Source organism: Pectobacterium aroidearum (assembly GCF_015689195.1).
GTDB classification, from domain to species: Bacteria; Pseudomonadota; Gammaproteobacteria; order Enterobacterales; family Enterobacteriaceae; genus Pectobacterium; species Pectobacterium aroidearum.
On record NZ_CP065044.1, the window covers coordinates 3278930 to 3295702 of the forward strand.

Here is a 16773-nt window from a genome sequence, read left to right on the forward strand (position 1 = left end):
ATGAGGTACCAATAAGTTGTCAGTAAATGACGTTCTGGCTGGCAGTTGACAGTGAGTGGTGGTCACCACCAAGTTCTCGAGTGATACAAATCGCCCCTTGAAAAAGCACCCCTAACATTTCATGGATTTCTTTGCTGGTGAATCTGTCACGAGGTCCCGATAGAGTCAGCGCCCCTCGTATAAGGTTTCCCACACCAAACACTGGCACGGATACAGAAGACGTTTCAGCATCACGTTCGCCAAATGACTCAGCCCAGAACTGTTCACGGATACGCTCAAGCTGTGGGTTTTCCCCTTCCGAAAAGGCGCTAAGCACTTTCCCCGACGCCCCATAGTTAAGTGAAAACCGGTCCCCTTCACGAACAGAAACCCTTACCGCACGCTGGGGCTCTACTCTGTAAAGAATCACACGCCAGTCGTTATCTTTAATATAAAAAGAAGAAGTTTCACCACTCACCATGGACAAATGCTCCAGATGGGGCATGAGAATATCGCGAAGGTGGAATGAAGACTGATATAACGAAGATAACCTCAGCGCTTCAGGCCCTATACTGTATCGTCCATCAAGCGATTTTCGCACAAACCCCGCCTTCTCAAGTGAACTCAGCAAACGCAAAATAGTACTTTTGTAAAACCCAGTACGTCTGGCTATTTCAGCGAGCGTAAGAAACGGAGCATCGTTATCAAAAACAGACAGAATACCGAAAGCTCTGTCTACTGCCGCAGCACCGCCTTCAGCCGAAGCGTTCACCGCTGAAGATGCGTCATTTTTTCCCGCCATAAAAACTCCGTAGTCCAAAACCGCCCTACCAAGGACGAATTGTATATAACTTAATGAACATAATCAGGAACTGCAAGAATGAACAAGCCGGCGTGAAGCCATGTCGCTTAATTCTCTGTGTGGTCCAACACCCCGCACGAGTGCAACGAAAACCGCACGGGGAAGGATGTTCTACACCTTATCCACGGTGGGCATCTTTATTTTACGGAGCAAAATCAGGCCACATGTAAAACATGTCCCAAGCATGACACGCTTTCTATATACGCAATAAAACACATGCGCAATAAAACACGATTCAGCTCAAAAAATTTACATTCCATTCACATTTATTCTTGACGCCGAAACCATTCATTAGCAAAAGTTAAACAGAACACAGTTTCGCCAGACAGAACATCCATCAATCCGACAGCCAGGTGACTTCAGTGACAATTATTAGCTATCTTATGATCGCCGTGTTTATGCTACTCATTATGACTCGGCGACTTTCAGCATTATTGGCGTTGATCCTTGTACCGCTCATTTTTGCGATCATCGCAGGTTTCCATGCTGAACTCGGAAAAATGATGATGGACGGCATAAAACTCTTGGCGCCGACCGGCGTCATGCTTACATTTGCCATTCTCTATTTCAGTGTCATGACCGATGCAGGATTATTCGATCCATTTATCAAAATCATTATTCGGATTGTGAAAGGCGACCCGTTGAAAGTCATTCTGGGAACAGCAATTCTCGGCATTAGCGTGGCATTGGATGGCGATGGCGCGACTACATATTTGATTTGTACAACGGCCCTTCTTCCTCTCTATCGCCGTCTCGGCATCAAGATTCAGTACATGGCTACCGTGCTACTGCTTTCCGTTGGCGTCATGAATATGATTCCATGGGGAGGTCCAACTGCGCGCGCAGCCAGTGCAATGAAAGTTGATCTGGGCGAGCTCTTTATGTATCTCATGCCCATTATGCTTTTCGGCCTGGCGTGGGTGATCTCCGTCTCTATTATCTTCGGACTACGTGAACGGCGCCGCCTAGGCACTGTCACGCTTGAGATAAGTGAAAATACCGAACAACGCGCCACCATCAGAGAATGTCGCTATATCATCAATTCTCTTCTTACCATCGTATTGCTGGCCATGCTTATACTTGGTGTATTGCCGATGGCTGCACTTTTCATGATTGCCTTCGCACTAGCTATGCTCATTAACTTTCCTGATATCAAAAAACAGCAAGAGCTGATTGCCAAGCATGCAGACAATGTACTAGCTATCGTGTCTCTCATTTTTGCTGCGGGGATCTTTACGGGCATTCTATCCGGCACTGGGATGGTCGATGCTATATCAAATAGCCTTATCACGTCTCTGCCACCCCAAGCTGGGCCTTGGCTTGGAGTGATCACAGCGCTGTTAAGTATGCCGTTTACTTTCTTTATGACTAATGATGCCTTTTATTTCGGCGTACTCCCCATCCTGGCACAGACCGCCGTAAACTACGGTATCACTCCAATGCAGATGGCAATTGCCTCTCTTATCGGTCAGCCTGTCCACTTACTCAGCCCTCTCGTAGCATCAACATACCTGTTAGTGGGTATTCTTAATCTTGATTACGGTCTAAACCAACGCGCCAGTCTGAAATGGGCGATAGGAACCGTGTTATGCATGTTGGCTGGAGCCATCCTCCTGGGAATTCTTCCTCTGGAAGGTGGTGCCACACAATAGAAATAGCGTTACCCAACAGGTCGCCGAGCGTCATCAGGCATCCGATCTGGATTAATCTTCTGCCGCCTGCATCCATGCAGGCGGCATCCCAATTCATCTTCAGCGCCCTTCCTTTTCCGGCACGCGGCCATCGGCCAACGCCTCTTCTACACGATTGATATCCGCCTGCCGCGCGGCATACCACCAGCTCAGCAGTGCGCCTATTGCACAGGCCGTGAGTAATATCACCGGCGGAAGCAGCGTGCCATCATGCACGACACCCATGATCACGCCAGCGACCCCGCCAAAAACATACTGCAATACGCCGAGCAGCGAGGAAGCCGAACCAGTCTGCCCCGGTGCCGCATTCATCGCCACAGCCACCACGTTACCGAACACCAGACTCAGGAAGCTCATGGTCAAAAATAACAATGCCGTGACAACCCACAGCGATGCAATGCCAGCCAGCAGCACGCCGGACAGTACCAGCCCTCCCACGACATGCAGGGCGATCCCAACCGGCAAGATTTGATATTCACGCCAGCGGTTCAGCAGAAAGATATTCATTTGTCCCAGCGCCACCATGCCCAGCGCATTCGACGCAAAAATGTAGCTGTAAGTCGTGGGCGACAGGTGAAAATATTCAATAAAGATGAAGGCAGACGCGCCAATATAGGTAAACAGACCGCCCATCACGAAAGAACCAGACAGCGTATAACCCATGAATTTTCTCTGCCGCAGGAGTGTGGCAAAGCCGGTTAACGCTGACAACGTGCCGCCGGCGACGCGGTCACGCCTCGGCAGGCTTTCCGGCACCCAGCGCCAGGTGGCGAACAGCATCAGCATACCGACAACCGTCAGTACCCAAAAAATAGCTGACCACCCCAGCGTGCCGAGCAGCACGCTGCCCAATGGCGGCGCGACAATCGGCGCTATAGCCATCACCTGCATAAGCAGCGAGAACACTTTTGCAGCATCGCGTTCTGAATACAAATCTGCCACGATGGCACGCGGGATTACCAATCCAGCGGCCCCGCCGAGGCCCTGCATCAGACGGAAAAAGACAAACCACGATAGCGTGGAAGCATGGGCGATCAGCAAAGAAGACACAGAGAACAGCACAATGCCCAGCAGCAGCGGCCCTTTTCGACCATAGCGATCGGTCAACGGACCATAGACCAGTTGACCAAGCGCCAGCCCGATCAAAAAGACCGACAGCGAGGTCTGCATTCCCGCCGCGTCCGCCCCGATATCCTGCTGGATCGCAGGGAAAGCCGGGAGATACATATCAATCGACATGGCATCAAACGCGCACAGAATGCCTAAAATGCCGATGAGAATAAAACTGCGCGACGCCAGTAAAGACGAATCAGACATCGATAACACCTCAAAAATAGACCACTCAATCATGAATAACCGACAGCAAAGGGAGTGCGAATCGGCTAAGATGCATATTGCTGAGCGCAATATATGACTGACCAGTCGAAAACACAAGGCAATGTGATGGCGCGCAAAAAAACTATTGGAAACGATCAGATTCTGGACGCTGCGGAACAAGTGCTGCTGCGCGATGGCGTGCATCGTTTTACGCTAGATGCCGTTGCCGCCGAAGCTGGCATAAGTAAAGGCGGACTGGTTTACAGCTTCCCCAGCAAAGACCTGTTGATCATGACGATGCTATCGCGTGAGCTGGCGCGTTTTGAACAGGAAGCGCAGCAGCAAACCGCCCGTTACGCCAACCGACCTTACGCCGATGTATTGGGCCACATAGCGGCGATAGGTCAGGAAGAGGACGAGACAACATCGCGCGCGGTGGGTCTGCTCACCGCACTGGTTCACTCCCCCGCGATGCTGGAACCCGTGCGGGAATTTTACCGCATCCGGCTGGATCGACTACGTGACACCACGCCGACCATGCAGCGTATCCGCCTGGCGTTTCTTGCCACAGAAGGCGTTTTTCTGTTGCAGGGACTGGGCTTCGTGACGCTGGATCGCGAGGAACGGCAGACGATGATTGATGATGCCAAATCGTTGTTCCAGTCGGACGATAACGCCGATATGCTGACGGCATATACCACTGCGGATCACCGCGTCACATCCTCAGCGACCGCCACCGCTTATTCGCAAGAAACGCCTTCTATTCCCGCAGGAGAAACGATCTCCGAACAGGCGATCGTCTGGCTGGCAGAGAAAGGCGTCGCACCGAGTGGTACAGGGTTGGAAGCTGTACATTCCCGTGCCGCACATATTGTCGAGACGGCCACGAACATCATCAAACGTGACGGCATCAGTGCCTTAACGCATCGTGCTGTTGCGAATGAAGCCCACATACCTTTAGGGTCAACCACCTACCATTTTAACAGTCTGGACGACATGCTGAATGCGGTAATGCGCAGTGCGATTGCCCTATTTCGCGATGACATGTTTAGCTGGTTTCATCAGCGTCGCCACGACGACCCGCGTGATGTTCTGACCGATTTTGTCATGCGCGGCATTGAAGATATTGACGATCTGGCGCGTGAGTATGAACTCTTCACCGCCGCCATTTCACGCCCTTCCCTGCGCCCTATCGCGCTCGAATGGTCTAACACCGTTGTCGCCATCATCAAAGTGGTCACTCCCGACAGCGCCGCGCTGCCGCTGGGTACGCTGATGAACGGCTTTTTCATCCGCGCGCTGCTGGAAAAACACGAACGCACGCTACCGCGCGATCTGGTTTATCAGTCAGTTTCTGCGCTCTATAACGCCTTTCGCTAAGCCAGACGGTTTTCTCACGGGAAAACCGTTCCCCAATGATTACCGGTCTGCTTCTCCTCCTGTCTGCCCTTTACAATAAAAAATGTACATATGTACTATTTTTTATCAAACTATCAAACGCAAATAACTCTCGTTTGCATTCGTACATATGCGCGTTGTTAGGGATGAAAAATAAAAAATGCACAAACAGCAATTCCATACCATAAAACCACTGGCACTGATCGTTGCCGGACTACTCGGAGCACACTTAGGCACCGCACAGGCTGCCGATGAGGATGTGATGACCGTTAAGGCCACTGCCGAGCAGGAGTTAAAACAGCAGCCTGGGGTGTCGATCATCACGGCGGACGATATTAAAAAAGCGCCGCCCGTTAACGATCTCTCAGAAATCATTCGTAAGATGCCGGGCGTGAACCTCACAGGTAATAGCGCCACCGGCGCCAGAGGCAACAACCGCCAGATCGATCTGCGCGGCATGGGGCCTGAAAATACGCTGATTCTCATTGATGGCCGTCCGGTGACCTCACGTAACGCGATTCGCTACGCCTGGGACGGTGAACGGGATACCCGAGGCGATACGAACTGGGTGCCGGTAGAAGACGTGGAACGTATTGAAGTCATCCGTGGCCCGGCGGCAGCGCGCTACGGTTCCGGCGCGGCGGGCGGCGTGGTGAATATCATCACCAAACGTCCATCCAACGTCTGGACTGGTTCACTCTCGCTGTACGGCAATCAGCCGGAAAACAGCAAAGAAGGCGCCACACGCCGCACCAATATCAACCTAAGCGGCCCGCTGGCTGGTGATGCGCTCACCATGCGCCTGTACGGCAATATCAATAAAACCGATTCCGACAGTTGGGATATCAACCGTAACCAGAATGGTTCTGCCGCGGCCGGACGCGAAGGCGTGCGCAATAAAGACCTCAATACCCTGCTGTCCTGGAAACTCTCTCCGCAGCAGATTGTTGATATTGAAGCGGGCTATAGCCGTCAGGGTAATATCTATACTGGCGATACCCAGTTCAGCCTTGATCCCAGTTCACTGGGTAGCAACGTACCTGAATCATTGGCTCAGCGTGGAGCAGAAACCAACCGGCTTTATCGCCAGAATTATGCGATAACGCACAATGGCATTTGGGATTGGGGACAATCCAAGTTGGGTTTCTCTTATGATCAAACGAATAACACCCGTATGCAGGAAGGGTTCACTGGTCGAACAGAAGGGGCTATTGCTGCCGATGGGGATTATAAGACCAGTCGTCTGAAGAATTACCGTCTGAATGGCGAGTTGAATATTCCATTAGATTTCTGGGTAGAACAAACCCTAACGCTAGGCGCAGAGTGGAATCGTGAACAGCTAAACGATCCTGCCTCAACAGGCTATCGCCCCACAGATCGCTCAGGGAACATAACCGATCCCACTATCGGTGGTATTTCCGCAGAACCTAGCCAGCGTAGCAGCAAAAACAGCGCTGAACTCAGTGCGCTCTACTTTGAAGATAACATCGAAGTCGTACCCGGCACCAAAGTGATTCCCGGTCTGCGCTTTGATTATCATGACAAATTTGGCGGCAATTACAGCCCCAGCCTGAACATCCAGCAGGAACTGGGCGAGATGTTCAGCGTGAAAGCCGGTATTGCTCGCGCCTTTAAAGCACCAAACCTTTACCAATCCTCTACCGGTTATTTGCTTTATTCACGCGGTAACGGCTGCCCGTTCGGCGTGGATTATAATAACGGCGGCGGCTGCTATCTGGCAGGTAATGACAACCTGAATCCCGAAATCAGCGTCAACAAAGAAATCGGTCTGGAATTCAAACATGCCGGCTGGCAGGCCGGTGTGACGTATTTCCGCAATGACTATAAAAACAAGATTGTTTCCGGCACGGATATTCTTGGGCTGACGCAATCAAACGCAGCGATCTTGCGTTGGGAAAATGGCGGTAAAGCGCTAGTCGAGGGGCTGGAAGCCAACCTGCTGGTGCCGGTGGTGGAAGACACACTGGACTGGAGCACCAACGCCACCTATATGATTGAATCAAAAAATAAAGACACCGGTAATCCGCTGTCGATCATCCCGAAATACACCGTCAACACAATGCTGGATTGGCAGGCTACGGATAAACTGTCCGCCAACGTCAGTTGGACGATGTACGGCAAACAAAAGCCACGTCAATACGCGACGAACTGGACAGAGTACAACAGCGGACTTTCCTCACGTGAAATCGGCAGCTACTCCGTTGCGGGCGTCGGCGTGAACTACCAGTTCAACAAGAACCTGCGCGTCAATGCCGGTATCAGTAACCTGTTTGATAAGCAGATTTATCGCGAGGCGAAAGGTGCGTCTACCTATAACGAACCGGGACGCGCTTACTATGCAGGGGTAACCACCTCATTCTGATCGTCATCCTTTTCTGACAGTGACGCCTTTCTGGTTCGGCGTGTTTAAGAGCCGGAAAGTACGGTATTCAGAGAATTAGCAGCTAAAAAAATCGGCCTCTGTCTTCTTCCGCAAAGGAGGAGGCAAAGGCCGAATGTTGTGACTGCCAGAACGATTAACGACGTACTTTATTTAGCACCGTCTGAATCGCCGACGACAGTTCGTTGATCTCGAATTTCGCGACATAGGCATCTGCACCCACATTGCGTACGTGATCTTCGTTCGCGCTACCCGATAGTGAAGAGTGAATCACGACAGGAATATTCTTCAGGAATTCTTCACGCTTGATATTTCTGGTCAGCGTAAAGCCGTCCATTTCCGGCATTTCCAAATCGGTCAGGACGAGTGAAATCTTGTCCGAAATAGGTCGGCCTTCCGACTGCGCTTCTTGCGCAATCTGTCGAATCTTATTCCAGGCATCCTGTCCGGTGATGTGCATACTAAACGGAATGCCCATCTGGGTCAGTCCCTGCTCAAGCAAGGAACGAGCAACTTTGGAATCTTCCGCCACAATCGCAATTGCCCCAGGCGTATAGGGATAAATTTTCTCTTCTGAATTCTTGAGCTTAGTTTCGCGCTCGCCAGGAATGATATCAAACAGAATCTGTTCAACATCCAGCACCAGTGCCAGACGATTACTGTCTTTGTCGTTATCAAGACGCGCGATACTGGTGATATACGAGCTACTCACGCCCGCTTCAGCAGCCAGAACCTGGCTCCATTCCAGACGAACAATATCGTCTACCGATTCCACTGCGAATGCCTGCGTACTGCGAGCATACTCAGTGATAAGGAGAATGTTCAGGCCCGTATCCGGTGAACTGCCGACCACAGCAGGAAGATCAATAACGGGAATGATTTGCCCGCGAATGTTGACCATACCCAGCATCGGCGATTTCATGCCAGCCGCTTTGGTCAATGTAGGCATTGGCACAATTTCACGCAGTTTAAACACGTTGATGCCAAACAGCTCAGATTTGCCACCTTCAGGTGATTTGCCCAGCTGGAATAATAAGAGTTCGAATTTATTAGCAGAGGTGAGGTTTGTTCTCTCATCAATCTCTTTTTGAAAATTATCCATGCTTTCCTCAGTGCGAGTCATTATTTATAGGTATAGCGTAATCAGGCAACATTCGAGATGTGAGTAAACAGGAACTAACATCTGGCCGCTCCACTGTACGTGATAGTCGTGTTCTTCAATCTTATCCAGCGTCAAACGTAAAAAACTTGTTAATTGTGTCAACTTCATCGTCCAACGATGGAAATCATCGGACCAGTAGACGGATATCAGCCCTCTTCAGTGTAACAGTCGGCTAGCATCCTTTACGGTATAGATAACATTCCCTGAACCATTAATATCGGCAGAATTTGCCAACACCTTATCCCAAATCGTGACAGAAATGTTGCCTGAGAAGAAAACCTCGCGCCTCTCTTGACACAATAAGCAGAAAAAAATAAAACTATACCGTACGGTTTAGTTTTAAAAATACGTATGGCGACCATCATTGAACGCCGTGTCGCTAAGGCTGCGTGTTATCACGCTATTCGCGGTTCTCTTTACAGGATTCTCATATGTTCACATTATCCCGGGTTGCACGTCCTACCGTATTGGTTCTGGCTGTCGTACTCGCAGGCTGGCGGCATCGCATTTTCCACTCCCGATCTGGACAGCACGATTGCCCGACCGGAACCGCTGACGACCTACAAACTGGCGAGCGATCGGGAATCGGCCCTATCGCCGCCCGATGGTCCACCCATCCTCTTCAAACTCCGCTTTGATCGTTCACTACACGGTCTGGAGATCGGTGCACCCGTTGAATTCTCTAGCGTCAAAATCGGCCACGTAACCACGGCGCACTCAGTTCCCTTTTTCATCGATGTGCTGCCCGTTGGCGTGCCAGCGCAGCTTGATACGTCGCAGCTTGTGATTCGACAGGGTGACAGCGGCGCTGTCGTACTGGATAACGAACGCTGGCTCAGCCCTCTGGGTGAAGAGATCCGTACCGCACTGTCCGCCAATCTGGTGCAGCGTCTCCACACACAAGATGTTTCAGGACTGATGCGTCCGACAGGTATACCGGTGGTCAGAATCCACCTTCAGGTTCGGCGGTTTGATAGCTGGCCCGGTCAATCTGTGGCGTTTGACGCCGACTGGAGCCTGAGCACCGTCGGGAAAGGCAATGAGCGTGAACGGCTGCTCTGTCGTAGCCAGTTTACCGAACGGGCAGTTGGCGGTGATAGTGCGATGCTGCACGCTCAGCAGCAGATCATCACTCGGCTAGCGGAGCACATCGCGACGACGGCAGCCCGCTGGATGCCGGATCGCCAAGGAACCTGCCTTACGCCGCCGCTCCAGCCATAAACATACTGACCGCATTTCCTACGATCTCACGAATGCGTTCGAGGCTCATGGGCTGTAAATGGCGGTGGAAGATGCGGTCATCAATTTCTGCTGTCAGCAGCGCCAAAAATTGCAGCGCCCGCACGCGCGGATCCCCTGCTTTCAGCGCCTGCCGCGCTATCGCCGCCGCCATCAGTTCAGACAGTTTATCGACATTCTCTTTCGGGCCAGATTCATAAAACAGCGCACCAATATCGGAATGTCCAGCTTCCGCCACCACCATGCGATAAATCGCCATGGCGCTGCTATCGTTGGTCAGCACATACAGAATGCGTTCGCCAAAGCGCGTTAGCTGTACCTCCAACGTTTCGGATACCTGCATGTCTGTCACCAGCTCGGCGGTTGCCTCAGACAGATGCATCGTCGCATGTTCACGAACAACCGCCGTAAACAGCGCTTCTTTGGTTGAGAAATACCCATACAGCGTCGCTTTGGAACCGCCGACCCGCTTCGCAAGCTCATTCATGGTGGCCCGTTCATAGCCCATTTCCTGAAAAAGCTGCGCCGCCGTTTTAACGATAGCTTCTCGACGCGCCTTAGTTCGGACTTTCATCACCACTCCTGCCAACCGAGGCTGACGAGCAAAATAGGATTCGATATAGCAATATTATCAAAACATTAGCCTCATCGCCGCCTCTTTACACAAGACGGTACCACAGCCAGTAGGAACGGGAGAAAAGACAAGAAAAGCATGATGATGAACAGCGAAAGACGACGAGGGTTGATAAGCGAAAACGGATTATTTACTATCCAGCTCCGAATGGCGGGATACCCGTTTTTAGGGCGTGTGGTTTGATGCCACACGCCCTAAATTCAGTAGACAGAACAGAGACAAAATTATGGGTAATTCCCTGGGTTGGCAAATCAATTTGTAACAATTTTTTTTAAAATTTACTTTCTTAAATTTTTTATAAATTGCCCTGTTCATGAAAAAATTATAAGTGATATCATGGAGTAACAGTAGTTAGACTTAGGTATAGGTCAGCACTATACTTTTATGACGTCATCTATATCATGGGTACATTCTTGCTTTTTATTGAGGCCGTTACATGTCTGTATTTTGCTCTGATAATGAAATTATCAATAACACGATAAAAAGCTATCTCGGCCGAAAGTTAAAGCAGTATGGCGACCTGAAATATGCTTACATGATCATGAACAAGAAAAACCCGTCTCAGGTTGTGATCATCTCAAATTACCCGCAGGAATGGGTGAATACCTATAAAGAAAATAACTATCAGCATATCGACCCGGTTATTTTGACGGCGATAAATAAAGTCTCGCCTTTCTCCTGGGAAGACAACATCGTTATTAACTCTAAGCTGAAGTTCTCCAAGATTTTTAATCTGTCAAAAGAGTACGATATTGTTAATGGCTACACCTTTGTGTTGCATGACAACAATAATAATCTGGCAGCCCTATCGATTATGTTTGAAGAGCACTCACCAACGGATATTGAAAGTATTGTCGAGGAAAACAAAGACAAACTGCAAATGCTGCTCATCACCGTTCATGAGAAAATCACCACGCTTTACAAAGAGATGACGCAAAGCACCCAGAGCAGAAAACAAGGCGACAAAGAGATTTTCTCCCAGCGTGAAAACGAAATTCTGTACTGGGCCAGCATGGGAAAAACCTACCCGGAAATTGCGCTGATTCTGGATATCAAAATCAGCACCGTGAAATTCCATATTGGCAATGTGGTAAAAAAACTGGGTGTTCTCAATGCCAAGCATGCCATCAGGCTGGGCGTAGAATTACAGCTCATCAAACCTGAACCCTCATGAATCTCATCAAGTCTATTCCACCCTCCACATGCCCCTTAAACCTGAGCATTATGGGATAGACGTTTACTCTTCTGCGGTGCATTCCACAACGCGCGATAACGCCCTTCAGCAAGCCGTAATTCGTGGTGTGTTCCCTGCTGGGAAATAACGCCCTTCTCCACAAGCAGAATGCGATGTGCCCCCACGATCGTCGATAGCCGATGTGCGATAACAATGACCGTTTTGTCCTGTACCAGCCTGTCAATCGCCCGCTGTACGGCTAGCTCGCTTTCGGTATCTAACGCCGCTGTCGGTTCATCCAGAATCACAATTGGCGCCTCCTTCAATAAGGCTCGCGCGATTGAAATACGCTGCTGTTCACCGCCGGATAATCGGCCGCCAATGTCGCCCAACCGCGTTTGCCATCCCTGCGGTAGCCGTTGAATAAATTCCAGACACTGGGCGGCCTCCGCAGCCCGTTCAACCTCTGCGTCGCTGGCCTCCGGGCGTGCCATCCGAATATTTGCCAACACCGAATCATCAAATAGATAGACGTCCTGAAATACCACGGAAATCAGCCGATTTAATTCACGTGTTGGAATGTGGCGGATATCCACGCCGCCGATACAAACGCGCCCGCGTTGCGGATCCGCATGACGCATTAACAGTCGTGTTATCGTCGTTTTCCCCGAACCCGACGGCCCGACCAGCGCCGTCATTCCCTTCTCCGGTAGCATGATGTTTATCTCATCGAGTACCGGTTCAGCCTCATCCACGTAGTGAAAACTCACCTGTTCGAACGTAATCGCATATGTTGTCGGCACCGCGACGGGCTGATGCAGTGGCAGCGGTTCAATGGCCAGCAGATCGTCAATCCGACGCAGCGCCGTCTCAATCAACTCCAGCACGGCCGTATAGCTGACAAACGTCGCCAGCGGTTCAGAGAAGCGCACGACAATGACCATCATCGCGGCGACGATGGCCGCATCCCACGCCCCCACCACAACGCCGCTGATCCCCAGAATCAGCACACCCTGAAGGCCCAACTCCACGACGCTGGCGACCACCGCACCGGGTTTGGCACCGCGACGGTGAGATGACGTTTGTATCTGCTGTAGATGCTGAAAACGCTGACGCAGCGCCGATGTGCGCTCAGCCTGCTGACAGCTGGTTCTCAGGACGGCAAGCCCCTGCACATATTCCACAATATCGGCGCTGGTTTGCTGGTTAGCCTCCGCCAGCGCCTGCATCGTGTGCGCAAATGCGGGCCGCCTCCAGCGATAAAGCAGCGCGATGACGGGAAAAAGCAGCAACAGGCTGACGCCTAACCGCCACTCGACCACCAGCATGATGAGCGCAATCACGACAGGCGTCACAATAGCCAGCAGCAGTTGGTTTACTATCGCCAGCATATAGTTCAGGTTCTCATCCACACTGCCTAGCAGCAGCGCGTTGATATCCCCCGCCCGTGCGGACTGAAGCGTGCTCAGCGGCATACTCCGCAGTTGTTCTCCCAGACGCATACGCAGTTCATGGGTCACCGCCGCAAGCTGCCCGCGATATTCAAATCCTTGACCATACCAACGCAGTACCAGCGTCAACAGGCTCAGAAATGTCATGATCGTCAGCCATATCGCTATCTCGCGAACCGCCGCCGCGCGCGTGAACGCAGACAGCAGCGGAAACAGGCACGCCAGCGCTAACCCTTGCGCAACAGCCGCCGCCAGCAAGCTCAGGCAACACCGACGGAAGTGGAGAACCTGCGAACCCGTGACGCGTTCCAGTTGACGATACGTGTGCCACCACGCGGATAGCCGCGCCGTTATGGCGGCATTATTTATGGTGATATTGTTTATTGAGGCACGCTTTTCATTCATCACACCCGCTCTCCTGCCTGCCCATTAACTGATGATGCGCCGCCTAACGCCCAATTCTGCGCCTGCTCGTAATGCCGCCACAGTTCGCTATAGCGGCCTTGTGCAACCAACAGCGCATCATGGCGACCCGACTCGCTCAGCCGCCCGCGATCGAAAACCACAATCTGATCGGCATCGCGAATCGTCGACAGTCGATGCGCCACCATGATGACCGTTTTACCTTGCATAAGTACGCCGAGCGCCGCCAGCAGTGCTGCCTCGTTTTCCGGGTCGGCAAACGCCGTGGGTTCGTCTAGCACCAGAATCGGCCGGTTATGCAGTAGCGCCCGCGCAATGGCGATGCGCTGACGCTGACCGCCGGAAAGGAACTGGCCGCGCTCACCGGCTGGCGTGTCGTAGCCCTGCGGCAGAGCCATGATAAAATCGTGCGCCTGCGCTGCCGTTGCGGCGGCAATCACCTCGTCCATGCTTTTCTCCGGCACACCCAGCCGAATGTTATTGGCGATAGTGTCCGCAAACAGGAAAGACTCCTGAAAAACAAACGACACCTGCTGCATGAGCGTGGCGGTTTTCATCTGTCGGATATCAACACCACCAATCAAAATGCGCCCGGCGGTTACGTCCCAAAACCGAGGAATAAGCCGCGCCACGGTGGTTTTCCCCGCGCCAGATGCGCCTACCAGCGCCGTGACCGATCCTGCTGGCACCTGAAAACTGACATCCTCCAGCACCCAGTCGCTCACGTGCAGGTCGTAGCGAAAACTCACCTGCTCAAAGCTCACACTGGCATCAACGGGTAAGGCATCATTTTCCGCTTCCGGCAACGGCGACAATGCCAGCACGTCCTGAATCCGGCTGATGCTCAATCGGGTTTTCGCCACCATGTGATTCAGTGCCATCATCGGCATAATGGCTTCTGCCATGCCATTGCCGAGCAGCAGCACCGCTACCCACAGGCTGAAATCAAGATCGCCGGAATGATAGAAACCGTACGCCACCCAGCACAGCACCAGCAGCGTTGGAAGCGGATTAAGTATCGCGAAGGAGAAACGCGCCGAGAAACCCGCCTGCTGATACCAGCGCGTGAGCACGTCCAGATAATGTTCCAGCGCCTGCTGGTAGCGTCCAAACGTTGACGCGCCAGTATCGAAGGTACGCACTACCGGCATCGCCTGTACAAATTCAATCACTGCCGTACTAACCGCTTCCCGCGCCTGGTTATAGCGTTGGTTCATCTCACCGGCATCGCGCATCGCCAGCGTCAGCACGGCAGCGCCGACGAGCAGCACCAGCAAGGCTGCCAGTGCTAAGCGCCAGTCCAGCCAGAACAACAATGCTCCCGTACACAGCGGCGCCACAAAAGCACGCGCATAGAGCGGTGTGCTGTCCGCCACAAACAGGTGGAGCGCTTTGACATCGTCCTGCACGATCTTCGCCAGCGAGCCCGTACCCAGACGCCGCACCTCGCCCAGTGGGATCCGCGCCAGCTGTTCTGCCAGCGCGATGCGAATCTGGTTTTCCAGCCGGAATGCGGCATAGTGAGACTGGTCAAAAGCCAGCAAACGCAGCAGATAGCTGGCGCTCAAACACAGTACCGCCCCGACTATCGTCAACAACGGCCATGACGCGGGTTGTAAAATGAGCAGTCGGATACCCCATGCCAGAAAAAGCAGAAATGCGATACCAGCCAGAACCGACAGCCCTGACAGGCACATCGCCAAACGAATCTGCCCTCTTACAGGGTGCATAATGTGCCAGGCACGGCTCTGTGGCGTAGAAGGCGGCGTGGCAGCGGATGAACCGCCCTCAACAGCGGAATGTGGCATAGTTTTTCTCTTTTCTCCTTCCCGCACAGTCGCTTACTCGTAACGTAAGCAAATCAACTCGACGGCGGCAATAAAGTCAGGAATAATAACTATTCTCAATTGCGTATCTACCCGATTCGAGCCGATTTCTACCCGAATCGGTACGGAGTTACCGCCATCAGCCGCGTTGCCATGATCGTTCAACGATCGGATCGCCAAATGGCCGGGTCGTCCGATGACCGCAACCAGCATCTCCAGGAGTCTGCCCATTGAACGCCTCCCCACTGAAAGCCACCAGCGAACCTGAAGTCACTATTTCAAATTTGATTGCTGAACTGCACGTTGTGCGGCCGGACACCGGTGCGGACTGTAGCCTGCTGCGCGCCACGCTTCAGGAAGGGCTGGATATTCTGGTGTGGCGTGGACAGTTCCGACAGCCCACCACCATGCATTTGCATGACGACTGGGGACGCATCAATTTTTCCTGTTCATTGCAGGGAGATTCGCAATTTGCACTGAAAGGCGATCGGGGGCGTGAACATCTGCTGAAGCAAGGTTCGGGCTGCATTAGTTACACCCCAGACTGTCAGGGTACATCGTCTTACGCCGGGCAGTTTGAAAGTGTCACCGTATCGCTAAGCCCCGAGCTACTGGCTAACTGGGTGCCGGATCTCGCCGGTAACCTGCAACAGCAGTTGGATTCCGGCAGGCTCTGCACCCACTGTGACTGCAACGCCGAAATGCGGGCAACGGCTCAGGTATTAAGCCATGCGCTGTCTGGGTTGACGCATCCGCAGCAGGTCGGTGAAAGCCGCCATGCACCGCTGTGGCTGCTGGGACAAAGCATGATTATGGTGAGTCTCGCCGTCGCCGGACATGCCGACACCGCCCCCCAGCAGGACACGCTGAGTCTGGCCGATCGCCACAAGCTGCTGCGCGCCAAAGATCTGCTGTTAGCGGATCTGTCACAGGCACCCACTATCGCCATGCTATCCAGAGAAACCGGATTAAGCGTACTCAAGCTGAAACGTGGGTTTCGCCTGCTCTTCAATAACAGCATCTATGGGTTATTCCAGGCCGAACGTATGCACGAAGCGCGGCGTCGCCTGTTTGCCACAGGTGCCCCCGTTATGGTGGTTGCCACCGATCTGGGCTATGCCAACGCCAGCCACTTTAGCGCCGCTTTCCAAAAGCAGTTTGGCGTCACACCTTCCGCTTTCAAGCGCCTGAACATTTAGTGGAAAGCCAGCGCCAC

At 52.4% G+C, this 16773-nt stretch carries 13 protein-coding genes and 1 pseudogene; 7 read left to right on the plus strand and 7 right to left on the minus strand.

Annotated features, from left to right (window positions below):
• Nucleotides 1-19 precede the first annotated feature (19 nt).
• Nucleotides 20-781 (minus strand): IclR family transcriptional regulator, encoded by a 762-nt coding sequence (locus tag I2D83_RS14735; RefSeq protein WP_181829531.1) that lies wholly within the window; start codon nt 779-781, stop codon nt 20-22.
• Nucleotides 782-1224: 443 nt separating this feature from the next.
• Between I2D83_RS14735 and I2D83_RS14740 the strand changes: the two genes are divergently transcribed.
• The gene (locus tag I2D83_RS14740) at nt 1225-2493 is read left to right on the plus strand and encodes a CitMHS family transporter (RefSeq protein WP_181829599.1); all 1269 of its coding nucleotides are present in this window, start codon (nt 1225-1227) and stop codon (nt 2491-2493) included.
• A gap of 99 nt (nt 2494-2592) precedes the next feature.
• Here the strand turns inward: I2D83_RS14740 and I2D83_RS14745 are convergent, their stop codons facing one another.
• A complete protein-coding gene (locus I2D83_RS14745) occupies nt 2593-3849 on the minus strand; it encodes a multidrug effflux MFS transporter (RefSeq protein ID WP_205946801.1) in 1257 nt (418 codons plus the stop codon).
• Between the two features lie 93 nt (nt 3850-3942).
• Between I2D83_RS14745 and I2D83_RS14750 the strand changes: the two genes are divergently transcribed.
• Nucleotides 3943-5229 (plus strand): TetR family transcriptional regulator, encoded by a 1287-nt coding sequence (locus I2D83_RS14750; protein WP_205946802.1) that lies wholly within the window; start codon nt 3943-3945, stop codon nt 5227-5229.
• Nucleotides 5230-5407: 178 nt separating this feature from the next.
• Nucleotides 5408-7630, plus strand: a complete 2223-nt coding sequence (locus I2D83_RS14755) for a TonB-dependent siderophore receptor (RefSeq protein ID WP_205946803.1) — start codon at nt 5408-5410, stop codon at nt 7628-7630.
• A 154-nt stretch (nt 7631-7784) separates the two neighbouring features.
• Here the strand turns inward: I2D83_RS14755 and I2D83_RS14760 are convergent, their stop codons facing one another.
• Entirely contained in the window at nt 7785-8750 is a 966-nt protein-coding gene (locus I2D83_RS14760) for a chemotaxis protein (RefSeq protein WP_015839721.1), read from the minus strand.
• 537 nt (nt 8751-9287) lie between these two features.
• On the opposite strand from I2D83_RS14760, the pseudogene I2D83_RS22410 reads away from it, so the two are divergent.
• Together I2D83_RS22410 and I2D83_RS14765 are read left to right on the plus strand one after the other, a co-directional pair.
• Nucleotides 9288-9521 (plus strand): annotated as a pseudogene (locus I2D83_RS22410) (mammalian cell entry protein); the annotation flags it as partial.
• On the plus strand, nt 9504-10031 hold the full coding sequence (locus I2D83_RS14765) for a PqiC family protein (RefSeq protein WP_241007316.1): 528 nt from the start codon (nt 9504-9506) through the stop codon (nt 10029-10031). The pseudogene I2D83_RS22410 and the gene I2D83_RS14765, both read left to right, overlap by 18 nt.
• Here the strand turns inward: I2D83_RS14765 and I2D83_RS14770 are convergent.
• Nucleotides 10009-10623, minus strand: coding sequence for a TetR/AcrR family transcriptional regulator (locus tag I2D83_RS14770; protein WP_015839715.1), 615 nt, complete (start codon nt 10621-10623; stop codon nt 10009-10011). The two genes, I2D83_RS14765 and I2D83_RS14770, sit on opposite strands and share 23 nt — an antisense overlap.
• A 496-nt stretch (nt 10624-11119) precedes the next feature.
• Here I2D83_RS14770 and I2D83_RS14775 point away from each other — a divergent pair, with 496 nt between their 5' ends.
• Nucleotides 11120-11857 carry a LuxR family transcriptional regulator gene (locus tag I2D83_RS14775; protein ID WP_015839714.1) on the plus strand — a complete coding sequence of 246 codons (738 nt, stop codon included), beginning with the start codon at nt 11120-11122 and terminating at the stop codon, nt 11855-11857.
• Nucleotides 11858-11892: 35 nt separating this feature from the next.
• On the opposite strand, the gene I2D83_RS14780 is transcribed toward I2D83_RS14775, so the two are convergent.
• The 3 genes from I2D83_RS14780 to I2D83_RS14790 are packed head-to-tail and all read right to left on the minus strand — an operon-like array spanning nt 11893 to nt 15788.
• Nucleotides 11893-13713 (minus strand): ABC transporter ATP-binding protein, encoded by a 1821-nt coding sequence (locus I2D83_RS14780; protein ID WP_205948197.1) that lies wholly within the window; start codon nt 13711-13713, stop codon nt 11893-11895.
• Nucleotides 13713-15539 (minus strand): ABC transporter ATP-binding protein, encoded by a 1827-nt coding sequence (locus I2D83_RS14785; protein ID WP_277395606.1) that lies wholly within the window; start codon nt 15537-15539, stop codon nt 13713-13715. Before I2D83_RS14785 ends, I2D83_RS14780 begins: the two co-directional genes overlap by 1 nt.
• A gap of 33 nt (nt 15540-15572) precedes the next feature.
• Nucleotides 15573-15788 carry a hypothetical protein gene (locus I2D83_RS14790; RefSeq protein WP_205946804.1) on the minus strand — a complete coding sequence of 72 codons (216 nt, stop codon included), beginning with the start codon at nt 15786-15788 and terminating at the stop codon, nt 15573-15575.
• Between I2D83_RS14790 and I2D83_RS14795 the strand changes: the two genes are divergently transcribed.
• Nucleotides 15788-16756, plus strand: a complete 969-nt coding sequence (locus I2D83_RS14795; protein ID WP_015839711.1) for a helix-turn-helix transcriptional regulator — start codon at nt 15788-15790, stop codon at nt 16754-16756. The genes I2D83_RS14790 and I2D83_RS14795 overlap by 1 nt on opposite strands.
• Nucleotides 16757-16773 lie beyond the last annotated feature (17 nt).